Source organism: Micromonospora sp. NPDC007208, assembly GCF_042869175.1.
Taxonomy (GTDB): Bacteria; Actinomycetota; Actinomycetes; order Mycobacteriales; family Micromonosporaceae; genus Micromonospora; species Micromonospora foliorum.
In genome coordinates this window covers 1-17,656 of record NZ_JBIAFG010000028.1, presented here as the reverse complement: position 1 = coordinate 17,656, position 17,656 = coordinate 1, and the positions used below count along the sequence as shown (strand labels likewise).

Here is a 17,656-nt window from a genome sequence, read left to right as displayed (position 1 = left end):
CTCAGCTCTCCTCTCCGAGCCGAAGCACCTCTCCGAGGCGCAACCGGCGGTTGTTCAGGGCCTCGACGGCGACCGCGAAGCCGAGGGCGACAGCCCCGAGCGCGAGCACCGCGGCGACCAGGCTGGGCTCGAAAGCCACCCGGACCGGCACACCACTGGTGAACGCGGACAGGCCGAGCACCGGGTTGAGCAGCAGGGGCAGCACCGCACCGACCAGCGCGCCGGTCAGCACCGACACCGCGACCAGCGGGGTCAACTCGACCAGCAGCAGCCCTCGCCACTGCCCGCGGGACAGGCCGAGGGTGCGTAGCCGGGACAGCACCTGGCCTCGGGCACGCGCGCCGGCCAGCACGGTGAACGCGATGGCCAACAGCCCGAGCAGGGTGCCGCCGACGGCTCCGGCCACGAACCCGAAGGCCAGCACCCCGTTCGCCCCGCCCTCGCCGAGATCCCGGCGGACGTCCGCCCGGGTGTCGACGGTGACCCCGATCGGCCGTTCCCGACCGGTCACGGCACCCTGCTGCTGGTAACGCAGCTGCCCCTGGTCGCCGGCGACGCGCAGCGCCTCGGCGTCCAGCGGGTCCCCGGCGACCAGCAGGCTGGTCGGCACGGGTGTGGTGGTACGGGTCGGCAGGGCCTGCCAGGGCAGGATCACGAACCGGCTGGCGTTCGCCGCCAGCAGCGGGAAAGCCTCCTCGGTGCCGGCCACCCGGAACTCGTACCGCTGGCCCTGCACCGCGACGAAGGCGGAGTCGCCCAGCCCGGCCTTGGCCAGGTCGGCGGCGACCGCCGGTGAGACGATCGCCGGCAGCGGACCCGGGGCGGGCCGGGCGGTGCGCAGCGCGGCCGGAACCGGCAGGTCCACCTGGGACTCGCGGGCCACCGTGGCCAACTCCGAGCCGTCGACCAGCAGCACGTCCGTCTGTTCGATGAAGGCGTCGGTGCCGACCTCGTCGGACGCCAACCGCTCGTCGTCCTCGTACAGCACGGGAGTGGCGGCCCGGACCCCCGGCAGGCGGCCCACCTCGTCGACGGTGTCGGGTGCGAAGCGCTCCCCGCGGATCACCGCGTCGGCGGGGACGATCTGCGCGGCGGCCCGTGCCCGGCTCGCGTCGACGCCGGCGGCCACGACCGCGCAGAACGCCGCGGTGCCGATCGCCAGCACCACCACGACCAGCGGGGCGGCGACCGCCGCACGGCCTGCGCGGGCCGTGCCGAGGAAGGCCACGCTGCCCCGGGTCCGCGCGGCCAGCCGGCTGACCAGCAGCAACGGCCAGGGGTACGCCCGCAGCGCCAGCACCGCCGCCGCGACCGCGAGGAGCACCGGCACCGACACGAGCAGCGGGTCCACCTCGCCGAGAGTCAGGCCACGCCGGCGCAGCAGCACCGCGGCGAGCCCGGCCAGGAGCAGCAGGGACACCTCGACGGTGAGCCGACGGGCCGACGGGCGCACCCGAATCAGGTCCCGGCGCGCCGCCCCGCCGGTCGGTACGGCCAGCGTCGCCACCGGCAGCGCCAGCGTGACCAGCACGGTCACCACGATGACGTACGGCGTGATCGGATCCGGGGCACCGGGGAACAGGGTGCCCAGCCACCAGCCCAGCACGGCGGCGAGCGGCACCACCAGCACCGACTCGGCGAGGCTACGCCGGGCGCCGGCGGTGGCCCCGCCCCCACGGGCACGCAGCAACGCGAACTCCGAGCGACGCCGTCGGGTGGCGAGGCTGGCCGCGAGCACGATGAGCCCCGCCAGGGTGGCCAGCACGCCGGCCGCGATCACCGCGAGCAGGGTCCGGACGGCATCGATCTGGGCGGCGAACGCGCGCAACGGAACGTCGACGCCCTGGGTCAGGGTGAGCCCCGTCGGCTGTTTGCGCTGCATCGCCTGCAGGCCGTCGATCAGCCGGTCCAGCTCGCGTGCGTCGATCCGGTCGACGCCCAGTCGGTACCGCCAGGTGGACTGGATCGGCCAGCCCGCCGCGGCCCGCTTGTTGAAGGCCGACTGCGCGACGACGCCGACGATGACGAACGGCTCGCCGTCACCCTGCGGTTCGATGATCCGCAGCAGCTGTGGCAGCCCGTCCCAGATGCCACTCGCCCGGTCGACGGGGCGGAACAACCCGGTCACCACCAGCGGGGCACCGTCGACGAGGCGGCCCTTGTCATCGGTGCTGCCGATGCGCAGTTGGCTCCCGGCGCGCAGGTTGAGCTTGCGGGCCACGTCGACATCGAGCGCCACCTCGATCGGCCGGTCGGGAACGTACGTCTCGCTCGGCCACGCCCCCTCGACGAGGGTGCTCGCACCCTGCACGTCGGGCATGGCCCGGAGGCCCAGGTTGACCAGCAGGTTGCGGGCCGCCAGGTCCGGTCCGACCACGCGGGCCGCCGCGGTCTCCACGCTGTACCACCGCTCGGTCACGGCCGAGCGCACCGGTGGCGGCATCGCCGCGGCCAGGGAGTCGAACCGTTCGGCGGCGTCGCCCATCGCCGTCCGCCGCGACGTCGCCGCGGCCAGGTTAGTGGTGTACGAGAGGTCCCGGCGGGCCGCCGGCTCGCTGTTGAGTTGCGCTCGCAGCCCCTGTTCGGCGAGTCGGTTGACCAGCCGGGGCACCCCACTGATCAGCAGCGTGACCACCAGGGTCAGCACCGCCAGCAGCAGGAACTGCCCCCCGTACGCCCGGACCCGCCGGACGGCCGCCCCGACGCTCATCGTTCTCCCCCGATTCGCAGCTGCACCGCCGCCACCCGCTGACGGATGCCGGTGGCGATGAACGCGCTGAAGGCGAGCGCCGCCAGCAGCAGACCGACCGCGGTCAGGCCGATTGGCACCCAGGGCAGCACGAATGCCGCCGGGGGTGTCGGCCGGCCGGCGGCCGGGGTGAGGATGACAAGTGGGGCCATCGTCGCGCCGACCGCGGTGCCGAGCAACAGCCCGACGCCCACGCCGATGCCGGCGAGGAACGTCTGTTCGGCGAGCAGCGCCCGGGCCATCAGCCGGGGCGTGGCGCCCAGGGTGTGCAGGACCGCGAACTCGCCGAGCCGCCGCCGGGCGGTGGCCCACACGTCCACCATCAGGCCGACGAGGGCGAGCAGCACCGCGCCGAGCGCGGCGGCGAGCATTCCGGTACGCGAGCCGCGCCAGTACGGGTCGTCGGCGGCCGCCTCGATCGCCGCCTCCCGGTTGAGCACGGTGACCCCCGGGAGTGCGCTGGCCGCCTGCGCGGCGGCGTTCGCGTCGCCGGCGCCGATCCACCATTCCGGCACCTGTCGCACCGCGCCGCTGCTGCGGATCATCGCGTCGACCGCGGCCGGCAGGTCCAGCAGGACGCCCTCCCCGGTGGTGGCCGGCACGGCGGCCAGCTCGCCGACCAGATGCACCGGCAGCGTCGCCCCGGAGAGGGTCAGGTCGACGGTGTCGCCGACGCGCAGGCTCAGCGCTTCGCGGACCCGGGGGGTCATCAACACCGGTACGGGCTTGTTGTCTCCGCCCGGCACGACAGCGAACCGGGTGGGCGGCTGGTACGCGAACTGGCCGCCGGGAATCACCTCGACCGCGCGGACCGCGGCGAACCCCGTGGCGGTGGTCAGCACCGGTGTGGGCTGCTGCCCGGGGGCCGTCATGGCCCAGTCGCCGCCCAAGTCAGCCGGTTGGTTCGTGCCGTCGGCCTTGACCACCGTCAGCCCGTCCACCTGGAGCCGGTAGGAGTTGCCGGCGGCCAACCCACCGTCTGCCTCGAACCCGGCCAGCCGCAGCCGCGCCCCGCCCAGGTCGGGCAGTCGCACGGTGAACGGGGTGGCCCGGCCGTCGCCGTCGGCGTTTGCCGCCGGCAGCCGCAGGGCGAGTCCGTCGGGGGTGGTGACCAGCAGCGTCACCGCGACCTTCAGCGATCGGGCGGCGCTGCTCACCGGGGTACGGACCGTGCCGGTGATCGCGCGCGCCCCGGCGGGCAGTTCGACGCCGGCGGGCTTCCCCCGCGCGCCGACCATCCTCCGGTACTGCTCCGACGCCGATCCGTCGGCGAGACGGTCGGCGAGGCGGACGACACCCGGGGCGCCGGCCGGGTCGACACCGATCACCGTCGCCGGCAGGTTCTCCCGCCCGACCCGGATCTCGTCCCGCCACGCCGGCAGCACCCGGTTCACGCTCGGCAGCGCGGCGAGTTCACCGGCCCGGGTCGGTGGGGCGCCCCCGGCCCGTTCGGTCACCCGCAGGTCGGCGCCGACCGTGTGACCGGCCTGCTCGACCTGGGACCGCTCGCCGGTGCTGATCAGCGACCAGGCCAGGGTGCTGCCGCCGACGGCGAGGGCGAGCAGCAGGACCGGTCCGGCGTGCGGACGCCGGCCGGCCTGCCACATGCCGAACATGGTGGCGGTCCAGGGACGTCGGTCGACGAACCGCTCCGCGAACCGGGTGAGCGGCGGGAGCACCCGCAGCGCCAGCACGGCACCGGCCAGCACGCCGAGCGTGGGGGCGGCGACCAGCAGCGGGTCGAGCCCGAGCTGGCCGCCCGAGCCGGCCAGTGGGGAGGCGTACCGGCGTAGCTGCACCCAGGCGAGCACGGCGAGCGCCACGAGCACCAGGTCGACGCTGGCGCGTTGGACGCTCGCCGACCGGTTCGGCCGGGATCGGGCCGCCATGTCGGCGACGTACGTCCCGGCGCCACGCAGCGTCGGAAGGACCATGGCGACGAGGCAGCCGGCCGCGGTGGCCGCTGCCGCCGCCCAGACCAGGGTGGTGTTGCCGCCGGCGGTGGTGAGGTCACCGGACCCGCCGGGTCGGACGTACCGCAGCGCCTCACCGGCGATCAGCGGACCGAGCACGGCGGCCGGGGCGACCACCAGGGTCGCCTCACGGGCAGCCAGGCCGGCCAACTGCCGACGGGCGGCGCCGCGGGCGCGCAGCAGCGCGGTCTGTGGGCGGCGGTCCTCGTGCAGCAGCGCGGCGACCAACACCAGCGCGTACCCGGCGAGCACCAGGATGAGCAGCAGCGGGGTGGCCAGCGACGAGCGACCCACCAGGTCGGCGCGGGCGATCCGGTCCAGCAACTGCGGCATCTTGGTCACCGTCTGCCCGGAGCTGCCCAGCTGGGCGGCCTCGGGCACGGCCGAGACCGCCTCGGTGAGGGCTTTCCGAACGGCGGGCAGGTCGGCGGTGTCGACGCCACCGAGGTCCGGTTGGGCCAGCCAGGACGCCGACACCGAGCCCGGGAAGGTGGCCGCGAAGTCGGCTGGGTCGAGCGTGAACGGCCCATACGAGGTGCCGGACCCGACGCTGCCGGCCCCCACGCCGGGGGCCAGCAGCCAGTACGCGTCCGCCGGGTCGCGGGGCCGCCAGGTGCCGGCGAGCACCAATTCACCGCGTCGTTCGGTGGCCCGGTCACGCACCGGGACGCGTTCGCCGACGGTCAGGCCCAGGGCGCCGGCGACCCGCTCGGGCAGGCTCACCTGGACGGGGTTCGCTCCGGGGCGGGGCCAGGTTCCGGTGGTCAGCTCCGCGTGGCTGGCGAGGTCGGCGAGCGTGGCCAGGTTCGCGAAGACCGGTTCGTCGGCCGTACGCGGAATCTGCCCGAGGTCGCCGATCAGCTCGCGGCCGGTGCCGTAGCGGGCGGAGGTGACACTGACCGGGACGCCGCCGAGCCCGGTGGCGAACTCCGCTCGGACCGCCCTGTCCCGGGTTGCGAACTCGGCGGCGTCCCGCCCACCGGAGCCGCTGACCAGCAGGCCGCGTTCCTCGGCGGGCGAGGCGGCGACCAGGGCCCGCTGCCCGGCGTCCACCGCTCGACGGTTGTAGTCGGACAGCCCGGTGACCAACGCGACGGCGACGAGGGCAGCGATCACCGCCGCGACCAGCAACCCTCGCGCCTCGCGGGCCCGCCTCCACACCAGCTTCATCCGACGCCTCCCCTGGCCCTGGCGGGCCGACGACCATCAAGACAGGCCACCCACCGGGAAAGGTTCGCGCCCGTTACATGATCGTTATTACGGGAAGGGTCAGCTCAGGCCGGCCACCGCGCCGGGGCGGTCAACTCCCGCCCCGAAGGGTGCGGATGCCGAATGCCACCGCGCCGAGCACGAGCACGACGCCCAGGAGTTGGAGGCCCGGCGAGTCGTCGGCCTCCCCGAGCACGATGCCGGCGACGCCGAGCGCGACCACGAGAACGGTGGCGACGGTCAGGATGTACTTCACGGCGTTTCCTCCTCGACCCACTCCAGCAGGTCTCCGGGCTGACAGTCGAGCACGCGACACATCGCTTCGAGGGTGCTGAACCGGACCGCCTTGGCGCGGCCGTTCTTCAGCACCGCCACGTTGGCCGGGGTGAGCCCAACGCGCTCGGCGAACTCACCGACGCTCATCTTGCGCTTGGCCAACTCCACGTCGATGCGGACGACGATGGGCATCAGATCACCGCTTCCATGTCGGTTCGCAGCGTGGTGGCCTGCCGCAGCAGCGCCCGCATCACCACCATGAGGAGCCCCAGCACGCTGACGCCCACCGTCAGCAGGAACAGCAGCAACGGCAGCCCTGGGTCGTCCGCGTTGAACCCCACGTAGAGGAAGACACCCACGAGCACGACCCACGCGGCGGCGATGGCCCACACGATCGCGTCCACCCACTTCAGGGACGCCTCGGTGAAGATGCGGTCGCTCTTGACCAGGCTGAGCAACTTCCAGGTCGCGACGATGACGATCTGGACGCACAGCACCCAGAACACCGCCACGACGGTGGCCGGCCACCGGAGGTACGCGTCCTGCGGCGATTCCTGGGCCATGTGGGCGAACTGCCCGGGTAGGGAGAAGGTCTGGAACAGGACCAGGACCCCGAACAGCACCACGAGAAAGACTCTGAGAGCGGCTACCGCTCGATGCTCCGCAACCATGCATCGAGTTTCGCTCGTTACCTATCGAAAGTCAATCGGTTGCCGGCAGGTCGACTCCCGCTCACGGCAACGTCGGGCCGGGCGTCGGCCTCGCCTTCTGGGGGTAGACCGTCTCGTGACGGGCCAGCATGGCGACGAATTCGCCGATCTTGCGCTGGCGGGTCTCGGCCCGTTTCACGGCGTTGAGGCGGTAGATGAGCGCGAACCGGTTGGTCTTGGTGAGCACGTCGAACATGGCCTGGGCGGCGGGCTCGGCGGCGATGGCGGCGAGCAGGTCGGCCGGCACCTCCGCCTCCGACGGCGGGGCGTAGGCGGCCACCCACCGCCCGTCCGCCTTCGCGGCATCGACCGCGGCGCGGCCCGCCGGCAACATCCGCCCCTGCTCCTCCAGCCGGGCCACGTTGGTGACGTTGCGTTGCGACCACGAACTGCGGGGCCGACGCGGGGTGAACCGGATCCAGGACGACTCCTCGTCCCGCTTACGGGCCTGCCCGTCGATCCAGCCGACGCACAGGGCCTCTTCAACCGCCTGCTGCCAGGTCAGCGTCGTGACCGTGCCGCCCTTCCTGGTCAGGGCGAGCCAGACGCCGGGCGACGTGGCGTGGTTGGCCGCCAACCAGGCGCGCAGGGCCTCGGCGTCCGCGACGATCAACTCATCCAGTTCGGTGCTCGCCATGACGGCAGGCTAACCACTGGGTGAGACGCCCGAGTTCCGGCTCGGGTCGGGGCCGATATCGAGCCAGCGGCCGACTCCGACGGCCGTCCAAACGGGCCACCGTGAACATCGTGGCAGCCATAGGATCACCGACACGGCAGCAGCCCGGAGTGGCAGGGGCGCATTCGCCGTGACGCAATCAGGCAGTGACAAGGGCGCGGCGTTCTCCGACGCCGCGCCAACGGGGAGGTACGAGTGAGGCACGCAGTGAAGGTGCTGACCGCCGCCGCGGTACTCGCGGCGACGGTGGCTGTCCCGGCGACGCCGGCTGCGGCGGGCGGCACGGGCTGGTGGTCCATGTCCGGCTACCTGGTGAGCAACAGCGCGTTCAATCCCAACGAGACGAGCGTGACGGTTCCGACCGTCGCGAACCTCAAGCTCAAGCACACCGGCAGCCCGGCGCGGACCGGTCAGCGCGCACCGGTCGTCGCCGACGGACTGGTCTACACGCTGGACGACAGTGGTGTCACGGCCACCGACGAGGTGACCGGCACCCAGAAGTGGCGCTTCGAGCTGGACCCCGAGCAGTTCGCGCTGCCTACGGAGCTCGTCCACACGGCCGGTCAGCTCGTCTTCGCGGCGATCGTCAGGGGCGGGCCCGGCGGTGATTCCTCACGGATCTTCGTGCTCGACGCCCCGACTGGCACGCTGGTTCGGGACATCGACGACGACGGCGTGGCCTGGCAGATCCTCGTCGATCGGGGCGTCATCGTGGCCTCCGGCGAAGGCCGCTATTCCTACGACACACGCGCCTACCGCCTCGCCGACGGGCAACTGCTGTGGCGGCACGACCTGAGTATGGAGCAGCCGGTCTCGGCGAACGGTCGCGTCGTCCTTTCCGGAAACGTAGGCAATGCCAATCCCCTGACCAGCATCATCGTCGACATCGGCAGCGGTGCAACCACCCACGCCACGGCGGACCGCGCCTACCGGCCGCTCGCGACGGACGAGGCGGGGACCAAGTACTACGTCGGGTGGGGGCACAGCCTGCAGGTCCTCGACGCGACGACCGGCACCCTGACCTGGCTCGCGTCGAACCTGAGCCCGAAGTTCGTGGTGGTCACCCCGAGCCGGCTCTACGTCACCTCCTCCTCCGGCAACGTGTACGCGTTGAACCGCAGCACCGGCGCTATCACCTGGAGTAAGAGCATTCCGGGAAGCGAGCAGCAGCGGGCGATCATCGCCGGTGGCGTCCTGTACGTCACGGCCAAGGGCAACCGGGTGTACGCCCTGAACCCGGTCGACGGCGCCCCGCTGAACGCACCGGCGTTCACCGGAACGACCGACCAGCTCGTGGTCACCTACGGCCGGGTGTACGTCACCGACGGCACGAAGCTGACGGTCTACGGCCTCTAGCCGAGCGGCTTTTCCACGGCGGTTGACCGGATGCCACGGTCAACCGCCGTCGCCGTCTGGGCGGTAGGCCGCAGCAGTTAGCGGGAGCACCTCAGCTCGCGCCTCGCACCCGCGGTTGGCCTGCGGCTCGGACCGGCGACTGGTTGCCGGAGGCGGTGGCGCAACCATCCGTCGTCGAGGAGGCAACCTGCGCGACTGCGGTGCCGCGACCGTCCAACTCCCGCACGACCGCCAACTGCACCGCCGCCAGCCTCTGCTGAAGCCGGTGGGTGGCGTCGAGCGCCGCGATCAGGTCTTGCTCGGAGAGAGCCCAGACGGCCGCGTCGGCGCAGGCCGCCACCGCACTGTCCGCCCGCGCCAACCCATCGATCACAGACAGACCTTAGAACAGGTGTACGACAATCCGAGGCACGGGGAAAAGTAGTCTGGTCCCAGATGATCTGAGGTCGTACGATCGAGCCGTGAGATACCTTCCTGCCCCCGAGCCGTGGACGGACGCCCTTCCCAAAGCGACGCCGCCGCCCGAGATGGCGATCTACCAACTGCCCACGGGCAGCTACGAGACGCGGGCGGCTTTTGCCGTCCGGGGCGGCTCGTTCCGCGACAAGCGGCAGTTCGCCGCCACGGCCATCCTCGTGCGGCACCCGAACGGCGACTTCCTCATCGATGCCGGCTTCGGGGCCAACGTCGCCGCGCATGTCGCCATGCAGCCGAGGTTCGCCCGCGCCCCCTTCCAGACCACCCGGACGGTGCGCGAGCAGCTCGACGGCAGTGGTTACGACCGCACCAGGCTCAGCGGAGTGTTCCTGACGCACTCGCACTGGGACCACGCGAGCGGCCTGGACTCGCTCGACCTCCCGGTCTGGATGAACAGGGGCGAGCTTGAGTACGCCGCCAGCGCCGGTGACGGCAGGGTCTTCCGGGCCGTCTCGCCGGGCCACGAGATCCGCGAATACTCCTTCGCGGGTCCCGCGTACCTCGGCTTCTCCGCGAGCTTCGACGTCCACGGCGACGGGTCACTGGTGCTGGCGCTGGCCGGCGGCCACACGACGGGATCCGTTGTCGCGTTCGTGACCCTCCCAGCGGGGCAGCGCTACGCGTTCATCGGCGACCTGACCTGGCAACTGGACGGCGTCCAGCGGAGAGTGGAACGCCCCTGGCTGCTACGGACCCTCGCCGACAGCGACGCCGAACAGGTGCGACAGGGCCTCCTGCGATCGGCCGCGTTGACCGAGCTGATGCAGGTCGTCCCCGCCCACGACCAGCGCGCCTACGAGGGCATCCCGCTGCTTGAGGGCGCGTCGCGATGACCACTGGACCGGCGCCGTCGCTCGACTCCGAGATCACCTGGCTGTTGCATCGCGCCGCCCAACGGATGCACGTGGTGACCGGCGAACAGGCCGAGAGGCACGGTCTCCAGCTGCGGGACTACATCGTGTTGAGCGCCCTCGACAAGACACCCGGGCTGACCCAGGTCGAGCTGGCCAGAGCGCTCGGGCTCGACAAGACCACGCTCATGACCCAACTCGATCGACTCGAACAGAAGAACCTCGTCATACGCCACTCCGACCCCCGCGACCGCCGGTTGCGCATTCCGGCGATCACGACCGTTGGCGAGGAGGTACGGGCGCAGGTCGCCGACGCCAGCGAGGAGGCGGAGCGGAACGCGATGGCCGGCTTCAGCCAGGCCGAGGTCGACGTGTTCCGCCGGATGCTGTGCGCGATCATCGGCACGGCGGTGGACCCAGGGTCGTGCCTGTAACTCCCGCCCACCGCACACAGCTCAACGAGCGCACACAGCTCGGCGACCGCACCTAGCTCAGGCGCTCTCCTCCTCGGGAGGGCGCTTGGCGCGGCTGGGCTGCACCCGCTTGGGCTCACCGGGCATCTTCGGGTGGTCCGGCGGGTACGGCAGGTCGCCCTGACCGGCGGCGGCGTCGCGCTCGGCCCACTCCAGCAGCGGGGTGATGTCCCACGGTGCGTCGTCGATGCCGGCGTGCGGATCACCGCGCTCGGCGAGTCGGGCCGGCACGGTGCGCAGGTCGAAGTCGTCCGGGTCGACGTCGGGTAGCTCGTCCCAGGTGACCGGGGTCGAGACGGTGGCCCGCGCGTTGGCCCGCAGCGAGTACGCGCACGCGATCGTGCGGTCGCGCGCCATCTGGTTGAAGTCGACGAAGACCCGGGTGCCGCGCTCCTCCTTCCACCAGGCGGTGGTGACCAGGTCGGGGTTGCGGCGCTCCACCTCCCGGGCCAGCGCGATGGTGGCCCGGCGCACCTCGGTGAACGTCCAGCGGGGTTGGATGCGCAGGTAGACGTGCACGCCCCGGCCGCCGGAGGTCTTCGGCCAGCCGGTCGCCCCCAGCTCGTCGAGGACCGCGCGGACCTTGCCGGCGGCCCGCGCCGCGTCGGCGAAGTCGGTGCCGGGCTGCGGGTCGAGGTCGATGCGCAGCTCGTCGGGGCGGTCGGCGTCGGCGGCCCGCACCGGCCACGGGTGGAAGACGATGGTGCCCATCTGCGCCGCCCAGGCCACGTGCGCCAGGTCGGCCGGGCACAGCTCCGCCGCGTTGCGACCGCTCGGGAAGGTGATCTGCGCGGTCGTCACCCAGGGCGGCACCCCCCGGGTGGGCACCCGCTTCTGGAAGAACGCCTCGCCCTCGACGCCCTCGGGGAAGCGTTGCAGGGTGGTCGGCCGGTCCCGCAGGGCGCGCATGATCCCCTCGCCGACCGCGAGGTAGTAGTGGAAGACGTCCGCCTTGGTGAACCCCCGCTGCGGGAAGATCACTCGATCCGGACTGCTCAGTCGGACGGTGTGCCCGGCCACCTCGACCTCGGCGGCCGCAGCCTTGGTGCCACCCATCCCGCGACCTTATGCCACGGCCCCGACGTTCGACGTACCGTTGACGGGTGAGTCTTGACGACAACGAGCTGCCCCGTACCGACGAAGAGTGGCGGGTCCGACTGACCCCCGAGGAGTTCCACGTCCTGCGGGAGGCCGGCACCGAACGCCCGTGGACCGGCGAGTACGTCGACACGAAGACCCAGGGGGTCTACCACTGTCGCGCCTGCGGGCTGGAGCTGTTCTCCAGCGACACCAAGTTCGACTCGCACTGCGGCTGGCCGAGCTTCGACGACGCCATCCCGGGCCGGGTCAAGGAGATCGAGGACCGCACCCTCGGCATGGCCCGTACGGAGATCCGCTGCGCCCGCTGCGACAGTCACCTCGGGCACGTCTTCCACGGCGAGGGCTTCACCCCGAAGGACACCCGGCACTGCGTCAACTCGGTCTCCATCAAGCTGGAACCCCGCTGACCCGGGCACTCGGGGCGTAACCCGCGCTCAGGCGAGACCGCACCTACGGCGTGACCGCACTCAGGGCGTACCCCTGAGCAGCTCGACCTCGGCGGCCCGGGACTGCTCGATGCGCCGGGCCAGGTCGCGGACCCGCTCGTTGCGGCCGACGCCGACGTGGGATCGGGCCAGGTCGGCGGCCGCTCGCTGGTGGTCGGCGAGCACCTCGCGCAGCACGCTGTCGACGTCCGCGTCCGGCGCGGTCCGCAGCCGGTCGAGCGCGGCGTCGTCGCCGTGCCCGTCGTGGTGGTGTGCGGCCGCGCTGGCGCCCGGCCCGGTCGTGGGCAACCAGCCGCGCATGGCGGCCAGCTCGTCGGCCTCGGTCGCCTCGACGGCGGCGGCCAGGGTGCGCAGCGCGTCGTCGCGCACCCGGTCCCGGGCCAGCCGGACGATCTGCAGGGTGCGTTCGCTGTGCCCGACCATGGTGCTCAGGAACACCACGTCGATCCCGCTCATCGCGTCCGCGTCGATAGCAGGACCGGCCCCCGCGGACCCGGCCGCCGCCGAGCCGGCCGGGGATGCGGGGGTTGGCTGCGGCAGGGCCGACGGGCTCGCCGTGGGCGATCCGGCGCAGGCTCCGGTGAGCAGCAGTGCGGCAACGAGGGACGCCAGCGGGGTACGGCGGGGCATGCCGGTTGCTCCGTTCGTGCGAGGGCGGCGACACGGGTGCGACCAGGGGCCGCACCCGTGCGGTCAGACCTGGAGCCAGAGCGCCGGTACGTTCGGCGGCTCCCAGCCCGGGATCGCGGTGTGCGCCTGCCGGCAGCGGTACGTCGCTCCGCCGTAGGTGACCTGGTCGCCGACCTGGTACGCCCGGCCCGTCGTCCAACTGCCGCCCGGCGCGGGGGGAGTGGTCGGCGTGCTGGTCGGGGTGGGCCGTGGGGTGGGTGAGGTGGTGGGGGTCGGGGTCGGGTTCGACCCTCCGCCGCCGATCTGCACGTCGATGCAGGAGTAGAAGGCGTTCGCCGTGTCGGAGATGTTCCACACCGCGAGGATCTTCTGCCGGCCGGAGAAGCCACCGAGATTGACGTTGTGCGACACCGTGGCGCCCGGCTGCTGGCCGTTGCCGTTGACCACGCCGACCCGGGTGTTGCCGATCCAGTACTCCCAGTTGCTGGTGGCGTGCCGAGCGGTGTTCACCCAGGTGAAGGTCAGCGAGCTGCCCACCGAGGTGGCCGGCCAGCCCCGACTGTCGTCGTTGAGGACGGCGAACTGGGCGATTCCGGCGTTGCAACTGCGGAGGCCCTTGGGCCCCTCGACGCTCTGCGGCTCGTACTTGATCTGCCCGCAGTCGGGCACCCGGCCCTGCGCGCAGAGCGCCTGCCGGCTCGGTGGGGCGGAGACGTAGCCATGCGCCTGCGCGGGGGCGGCGACGGTGAGGGTGGCGGCGACGGCACCCGCCGCCACCAGCGGGACGGTGATTCTTCGACGCATCGGGACAGCTCCTTCTCCAGGGTCCGGTGGGTGCCCCCCAAGGTAATTTAAACATTGTTAACAGTAAAGACTCCCATCGATAAATCCATCGATGGCGGCAGTTTTCTTCTCAGAGCCGGAGCAGGCTGCCCCGGTCGTCGACCTGGTCGGCCGACTCGTCGTCCAACCAGACGCCGCCGGCGCCGAGGTACCGGAACCGGTGCTCCCCCGGTGGCAGCTTCACGGTCACCGTCCTGGTGCCGTCGCGGCGGGCCACCAACTCGTGCCGACCCGGCTGCCAGCCGTTGAAGGAGCCGACGACACTCACCGGGCCGGGCGGGACATCCCGGGGCAGGCAGAAGGTGACCCGGGTCTGGTTGCCGAAGAGTCTGTTGCGCTTGATCACGTGATCCTCCGGGGGTTGCGGCGGTTCGCCAGGCATAACGGGCAACACGCCGACGCCGACACGCCGCTGTTGTGGGCAGGCGTCGACGTTCCGTCCCACGTCGCGGCCTCACTGCGGGATTCTGTAAGCACTTGTCCACTTAACGGAGGTTTTCGGTGGCAACCTGCGAGGTCTGCGGCAACGACTACTGGATGGCGTTCGAGGTGCACACCGTCAGCGGCGACGTGCACACCTTCGACTCGTTCGAGTGCGCGATCCAGCGCATGGCACCGATCTGCGAGCACTGTCAGGTCAAGATCGTCGGGCACGGCGTAGAGGTCAACGGCCGCTTCTTCTGCTGCGCACACTGCGCCAGGGCCGTCGAGGGCGCGGTGGGCGCCGAGATCCGCGACGCCGTCGGCGCCCGCCCGGCCTGACCCCACCAGCCCGGCCTGACCGCGCCCGCCCGGCCTGACCGCGCCAGCCCGGCCTGTCCGCGCCAGCCCGGCCTGACCGCGCCAGCCCGGCCTGTCCGCGCCAGCCCGGCCTGTCCGCGCCAGCCCGGCCAGGCCGCGGGACAGCCCGGCCAGGCCGCGGGACAGCCGGACCGCCACGCTGGGGTACGGTCGTCGCCATGCGGCCATTCCTGGGCGTCCTGCCCCCGCCGCGCTCCTGAGCGGAGCGCCGCGCCTCTCGCCGACCGGGTGACCTGACCCCGCTCGGCCATCCTGTCGTACGCGCTCCGTCGACGTCGTCCCCGTCAACGGCTCACCCTTCGGAGCGCCCCCGTGTCCACGACCCGCACCGCACTGCCGGCCGCCTCGGCCGCCCGTCACGCCGCCCGTGGCGGCCTCATCCAGATCACCGTCACCGGCGTGCTGTGGGGCACCACAGGCGTGGCGGTGCAACTCCTGCGCGAGGGCACCGGGCTCAGCCCGGTGAGCATCGGCTTCCACCGCCTCGCCATCGCCGCGCTCGTACTGCTGGCGTGCACCGCCGGCCGGCTCCGCACGATGGTGGCCACCCTGCGCGCCACGCCCGTACCGCTGCTGCTCACCGGCGTCGGCCTCGGCCTCTACCAGGCGCTCTACTTCGCGGCCGTGGCCTGGGCCGGCGTCAGCGTGGCCACCATCGTCAGCCTGGGCCTGGCCCCGGTGCTCGCCGCGGCCTGGGAGTCGGTGCAGGCCCGCCGGCTCCCCGGCCGGCTGCGACTCGGCACGCTTGTCGCGGCGGTGGCCGGCCTCGTCCTGATCACCAGCGCCACCGAGAACCCCGGCGCGGCGGCGCCCGCCCCGCTCCTCGGCCTGCTCGCGGCGGCCGGCTCCGGCCTCGGGTACGCGGTGACCACCCTGATCAGCCGCCAGGTGTCGCAGCGCACCGCGCCGATGACGCTGACCACCATCTCCACCGTGGTCGGCGCACTGACCCTGGCGCCGTTCGCCCTCGTGGCCGGGGTCGGCCTGCCGCTGCGCCCGGACACCGTGGCGTTGCTGCTGCACCTCGGCGTGGTCACCACTGCGGTCGCGTACGCGCTGTTCTACGCGGGGCTGCGCACCACCCCGGGCAGCATCGCGGCCGTGCTGACCCTGCTCGAACCGCTCACCGCCGCGGCACTGGCGGTGGCGCTGCTGCACGAACCGCTCCCCCTGCCGGTGCTCGTCGGCGGCGTCCTGCTGCTCACCGCCGTGGCCGCCACCTACCTGGCACCTCGACCGGGCACCGGGTGAAACGGCCTACCATCGTCGGATGCCCCAGCAAACCACCGAACTCCGGACGGCGTCCTTCGCCGACCTGAACGCCCGCACCTTCCACGACCTGCTCAAGCTGCGCATCGACGTGTTCGTGGTGGAGCAGAACTGCCCGTACGCGGAGCTCGACGGTCGCGACGTCGAGCCGGGCACCCGGCACGTCTGGCTCACCGACGGCGGCGCGCCGCTGGCGTACCTGCGGATTCTGGCCGACCCGGACGGCGTCGCCCGGATCGGTCGGGTGGTGGTGGCCCCGGCCGCGCGCGGCGGCGGACACGCCGGCCGGCTGATGACGGCGGCGCTGGAGGTGGTGGGCAACCGGGCCTGCGTGCTGGACGCCCAGTCGCACCTGGTCGCGTTCTACGCCCGACACGGCTTCGCGGTCAGCGGCCCCGAGTACGTCGAGGACGGCATCCCGCACACGCCGATGCGGCGCGAACCCATTGACGTCTGACGATCAGGCTGGCATGGTGCCGGGTAGAGCCATCGCGGGAGCCAGCGATTAGGCACGGGAGTGGGCAACTCCCGGCGATCCGGGTGTCGACGTCCGACCTCATCCCCCCGGGGGCTCCATGTCCACTCTCACCCGATCACGACGCGTGCTCTGGTTGTTCGCCATCGTGGCGACCACCACGCTCCTGTTGACGACCGCGCTGACCACCATCCTGGGCAAGCCCGCCTCGGCGCATGGTTCGGTCGTCGACCCGGCGTCGCGTAACTACAGCTGCTGGCAACGGTGGGGCAGCGACTTCCAGAACCCCCGGATGGCCACCGAGGACCCGATGTGCTGGCAGGCCTGGCAGGCCGACCCGGCCGCCATGTGGAACTGGAACGGCCTGTTCCGCGAGGGCGTGGGCGGCAACCACCAGGCCGCCGTCCCCGACGGCCAGCTGTGCAGTGGTGGACGCACGCAGAGCCCTCGCTACAACGCGCTGGACACCGTCGGCGCCTGGAAGACCACAGCGGTGTCGAACAACTTCCGGCTCCGGTTCTTCGACCAGGCCAGTCACGGCGCCGACTACATCCGGGTGTACGTGACCAAGCAGGGCTTCAACTCCGCCACCCAACCGCTCGGGTGGGGCAACCTGGAGTTGGCGGGCCAGATCGGCAACACCCCGGCCTCGCAGTGGGACCCGGACACCGGTGGCGTCTCGATCCAGATCCCGGTCAGCGCGCCCGGACGCACCGGGCGGCACATCGTCTACACCGTCTGGCAGGCCAGCCACCTGGACCAGTCGTACTACCTGTGCAGCGACGTCGACTTCGGCGGCGGGTCGACCACCCCGCCCACCACGCCCCCGCCGACGACTCCCCCGCCGACGACCCCGCCGCCCACCACTCCCCCACCCACCACGCCGCCGCCGACGACCCCGCCGCCGGCCGGTGCCTGCACGGCGACGTACCAGGTCACCGGTCAGTGGTCCGGTGGCTTCCAGGCCGAGGTGAAGGTGACCGCCGGCGGTTCACCCACCCGTGGCTGGTCGGTGAGCTGGAACTACAACAGCGGCCAGCAGGTCACCTCGTCGTGGAACGCGACGGTCAGCACCAACGGCACGCTGGTCACCGCCCGTAACGCCAACCACAACGGCACCCTCGCCGCCGGAGCGAGCACCACGTTCGGTTTCCTCGGCTCGTGGAACGGCAGCAACCCGGTTCCGCTGGTCTCCTGTACGACGACCAGTTGATCCCCGTCCGGGGGCGCCCCCCCGCGGGGGGGGGGGGGCCGCCCCGGGGGGGGGGGGGGGGGGGCCCGGGGGCGGGGGGGGGCCCCCCCCCCCCAGAAAGAGATAACGGGGGGGGACCCCCCACACAA

The 17,656-nt window shown here is 72.5% G+C and carries 19 protein-coding genes; 8 read left to right on the top strand and 11 right to left on the bottom strand.

All coding sequences use genetic code 11. The annotated features are described in order from the left end of the window. Position 1: 1 nt before the first annotated feature. The 6 genes from ACFYL6_RS32555 to ACFYL6_RS32530 all read right to left on the bottom strand — a co-directional run bounded on the left by ACFYL6_RS32555 (position 2) and on the right by ACFYL6_RS32530 (position 7,554). Positions 2-2,710: an ABC transporter permease gene (locus tag ACFYL6_RS32555; protein WP_387177051.1), complete on the bottom strand. Its 2,709-nt coding sequence runs from the start codon at positions 2,708-2,710 to the stop codon at positions 2-4. Then, positions 2,707-5,892 (bottom strand): FtsX-like permease family protein, encoded by a 3,186-nt coding sequence (locus ACFYL6_RS32550; protein WP_387177050.1) that lies wholly within the window; start codon positions 5,890-5,892, stop codon positions 2,707-2,709. The genes ACFYL6_RS32555 and ACFYL6_RS32550 overlap by 4 nt, the downstream gene beginning before the upstream one ends. A 130-nt stretch (positions 5,893-6,022) precedes the next feature. After that, on the bottom strand, positions 6,023-6,187 hold the full coding sequence (locus ACFYL6_RS32545; protein WP_387177049.1) for a hypothetical protein: 165 nt from the start codon (positions 6,185-6,187) through the stop codon (positions 6,023-6,025). Further along, the gene (locus ACFYL6_RS32540; RefSeq protein ID WP_030336216.1) at positions 6,184-6,399 is read right to left on the bottom strand and encodes a helix-turn-helix transcriptional regulator; all 216 of its coding nucleotides are present in this window, start codon (positions 6,397-6,399) and stop codon (positions 6,184-6,186) included. The genes ACFYL6_RS32545 and ACFYL6_RS32540 overlap by 4 nt, the downstream gene beginning before the upstream one ends. Next, positions 6,399-6,833 carry a DUF2975 domain-containing protein gene (locus ACFYL6_RS32535; protein WP_387177048.1) on the bottom strand — a complete coding sequence of 145 codons (435 nt, stop codon included), beginning with the start codon at positions 6,831-6,833 and terminating at the stop codon, positions 6,399-6,401. The genes ACFYL6_RS32540 and ACFYL6_RS32535 overlap by 1 nt, the downstream gene beginning before the upstream one ends. A gap of 106 nt (positions 6,834-6,939) precedes the next feature. Beyond that, positions 6,940-7,554, bottom strand: coding sequence for a YdeI family protein (locus ACFYL6_RS32530; protein ID WP_387177047.1), 615 nt, complete (start codon positions 7,552-7,554; stop codon positions 6,940-6,942). A gap of 234 nt (positions 7,555-7,788) precedes the next feature. Here ACFYL6_RS32530 and ACFYL6_RS32525 point away from each other — a divergent pair, with 234 nt between their 5' ends. After that, entirely contained in the window at positions 7,789-8,949 is a 1,161-nt protein-coding gene (locus tag ACFYL6_RS32525) for a PQQ-binding-like beta-propeller repeat protein (protein ID WP_387177046.1), read from the top strand. Between the two features lie 91 nt (positions 8,950-9,040). Here ACFYL6_RS32525 and ACFYL6_RS32520 read toward each other — a convergent pair whose 3' ends face one another. Continuing rightward, positions 9,041-9,322 carry a hypothetical protein gene (locus ACFYL6_RS32520; protein ID WP_387177045.1) on the bottom strand — a complete coding sequence of 94 codons (282 nt, stop codon included), beginning with the start codon at positions 9,320-9,322 and terminating at the stop codon, positions 9,041-9,043. Between the two features lie 88 nt (positions 9,323-9,410). Here ACFYL6_RS32520 and ACFYL6_RS32515 point away from each other — a divergent pair, with 88 nt between their 5' ends. After that, on the top strand, positions 9,411-10,259 hold the full coding sequence (locus ACFYL6_RS32515; RefSeq protein ID WP_387177044.1) for an MBL fold metallo-hydrolase: 849 nt from the start codon (positions 9,411-9,413) through the stop codon (positions 10,257-10,259). Next, a complete protein-coding gene (locus ACFYL6_RS32510) occupies positions 10,256-10,711 on the top strand; it encodes a MarR family winged helix-turn-helix transcriptional regulator (RefSeq protein ID WP_387177043.1) in 456 nt (151 codons plus the stop codon). The genes ACFYL6_RS32515 and ACFYL6_RS32510 overlap by 4 nt, the downstream gene beginning before the upstream one ends. A 57-nt stretch (positions 10,712-10,768) precedes the next feature. On the opposite strand, the gene ligD is transcribed toward ACFYL6_RS32510, so the two are convergent. Next, positions 10,769-11,806 carry a non-homologous end-joining DNA ligase gene (gene ligD, locus ACFYL6_RS32505; protein WP_387177042.1) on the bottom strand — a complete coding sequence of 346 codons (1,038 nt, stop codon included), beginning with the start codon at positions 11,804-11,806 and terminating at the stop codon, positions 10,769-10,771. A 47-nt stretch (positions 11,807-11,853) separates the two neighbouring features. Here ligD and msrB point away from each other — a divergent pair, with 47 nt between their 5' ends. Continuing rightward, a complete protein-coding gene (gene msrB / locus ACFYL6_RS32500) occupies positions 11,854-12,258 on the top strand; it encodes a peptide-methionine (R)-S-oxide reductase MsrB (protein ID WP_091400676.1) in 405 nt (134 codons plus the stop codon). 60 nt (positions 12,259-12,318) lie between these two features. Here msrB and ACFYL6_RS32495 read toward each other — a convergent pair whose 3' ends face one another. From ACFYL6_RS32495 to ACFYL6_RS32485, 3 genes are all read right to left on the bottom strand, one after another. Then, positions 12,319-12,927, bottom strand: a complete 609-nt coding sequence (locus ACFYL6_RS32495; protein WP_387177041.1) for a DUF305 domain-containing protein — start codon at positions 12,925-12,927, stop codon at positions 12,319-12,321. Positions 12,928-12,990: 63 nt separating this feature from the next. After that, positions 12,991-13,731: a lytic polysaccharide monooxygenase gene (locus tag ACFYL6_RS32490; protein WP_387177040.1), complete on the bottom strand. Its 741-nt coding sequence runs from the start codon at positions 13,729-13,731 to the stop codon at positions 12,991-12,993. Positions 13,732-13,840: 109 nt separating this feature from the next. After that, positions 13,841-14,116: an isoamylase early set domain-containing protein gene (locus ACFYL6_RS32485; protein WP_387177039.1), complete on the bottom strand. Its 276-nt coding sequence runs from the start codon at positions 14,114-14,116 to the stop codon at positions 13,841-13,843. A 155-nt stretch (positions 14,117-14,271) separates the two neighbouring features. On the opposite strand from ACFYL6_RS32485, the gene ACFYL6_RS32480 reads away from it, so the two are divergent. The 4 genes from ACFYL6_RS32480 to ACFYL6_RS32465 all read left to right on the top strand — a co-directional run bounded on the left by ACFYL6_RS32480 (position 14,272) and on the right by ACFYL6_RS32465 (position 17,528). Next, positions 14,272-14,532, top strand: a complete 261-nt coding sequence (locus ACFYL6_RS32480; protein ID WP_091400670.1) for a Prokaryotic metallothionein — start codon at positions 14,272-14,274, stop codon at positions 14,530-14,532. Between the two features lie 351 nt (positions 14,533-14,883). After that, positions 14,884-15,822: a DMT family transporter gene (locus ACFYL6_RS32475; protein ID WP_387177038.1), complete on the top strand. Its 939-nt coding sequence runs from the start codon at positions 14,884-14,886 to the stop codon at positions 15,820-15,822. Positions 15,823-15,841: 19 nt separating this feature from the next. Then, complete coding sequence (locus ACFYL6_RS32470) at positions 15,842-16,297, top strand: GNAT family N-acetyltransferase (protein ID WP_387177037.1); 456 nt, start codon at positions 15,842-15,844, stop codon at positions 16,295-16,297. Between the two features lie 118 nt (positions 16,298-16,415). Then, positions 16,416-17,528: a lytic polysaccharide monooxygenase gene (locus tag ACFYL6_RS32465; protein WP_387177036.1), complete on the top strand. Its 1,113-nt coding sequence runs from the start codon at positions 16,416-16,418 to the stop codon at positions 17,526-17,528. The last annotated feature ends 128 nt before the right edge of the window (positions 17,529-17,656 follow it).

Bases quoted from the DNA above. Each gene is read 5' to 3' on its own strand.
- ACFYL6_RS32470 (WP_387177037.1), top strand. From the start codon at position 15,842: ATGCCCCAGCAAACCACCGAACTCCGGACGGCGTCCTTCGCCGACCTG.
- ACFYL6_RS32495 (WP_387177041.1), bottom strand. From the start codon at position 12,927: ATGCCCCGCCGTACCCCGCTGGCGTCCCTCGTTGCCGCACTGCTGCTC.
- ACFYL6_RS32550 (WP_387177050.1), bottom strand. From the start codon at position 5,892: ATGAAGCTGGTGTGGAGGCGGGCCCGCGAGGCGCGAGGGTTGCTGGTC.
- ACFYL6_RS32555 (WP_387177051.1), bottom strand. From the start codon at position 2,710: ATGAGCGTCGGGGCGGCCGTCCGGCGGGTCCGGGCGTACGGGGGGCAG.
- ACFYL6_RS32465 (WP_387177036.1), top strand. From the start codon at position 16,416: ATGTCCACTCTCACCCGATCACGACGCGTGCTCTGGTTGTTCGCCATC.
- ACFYL6_RS32510 (WP_387177043.1), top strand. From the start codon at position 10,256: ATGACCACTGGACCGGCGCCGTCGCTCGACTCCGAGATCACCTGGCTG.
- ACFYL6_RS32540 (WP_030336216.1), bottom strand. From the start codon at position 6,399: ATGCCCATCGTCGTCCGCATCGACGTGGAGTTGGCCAAGCGCAAGATG.
- ACFYL6_RS32530 (WP_387177047.1), bottom strand. From the start codon at position 7,554: ATGGCGAGCACCGAACTGGATGAGTTGATCGTCGCGGACGCCGAGGCC.
- ACFYL6_RS32490 (WP_387177040.1), bottom strand. From the start codon at position 13,731: ATGCGTCGAAGAATCACCGTCCCGCTGGTGGCGGCGGGTGCCGTCGCC.
- ligD (WP_387177042.1), bottom strand. From the start codon at position 11,806: ATGGGTGGCACCAAGGCTGCGGCCGCCGAGGTCGAGGTGGCCGGGCAC.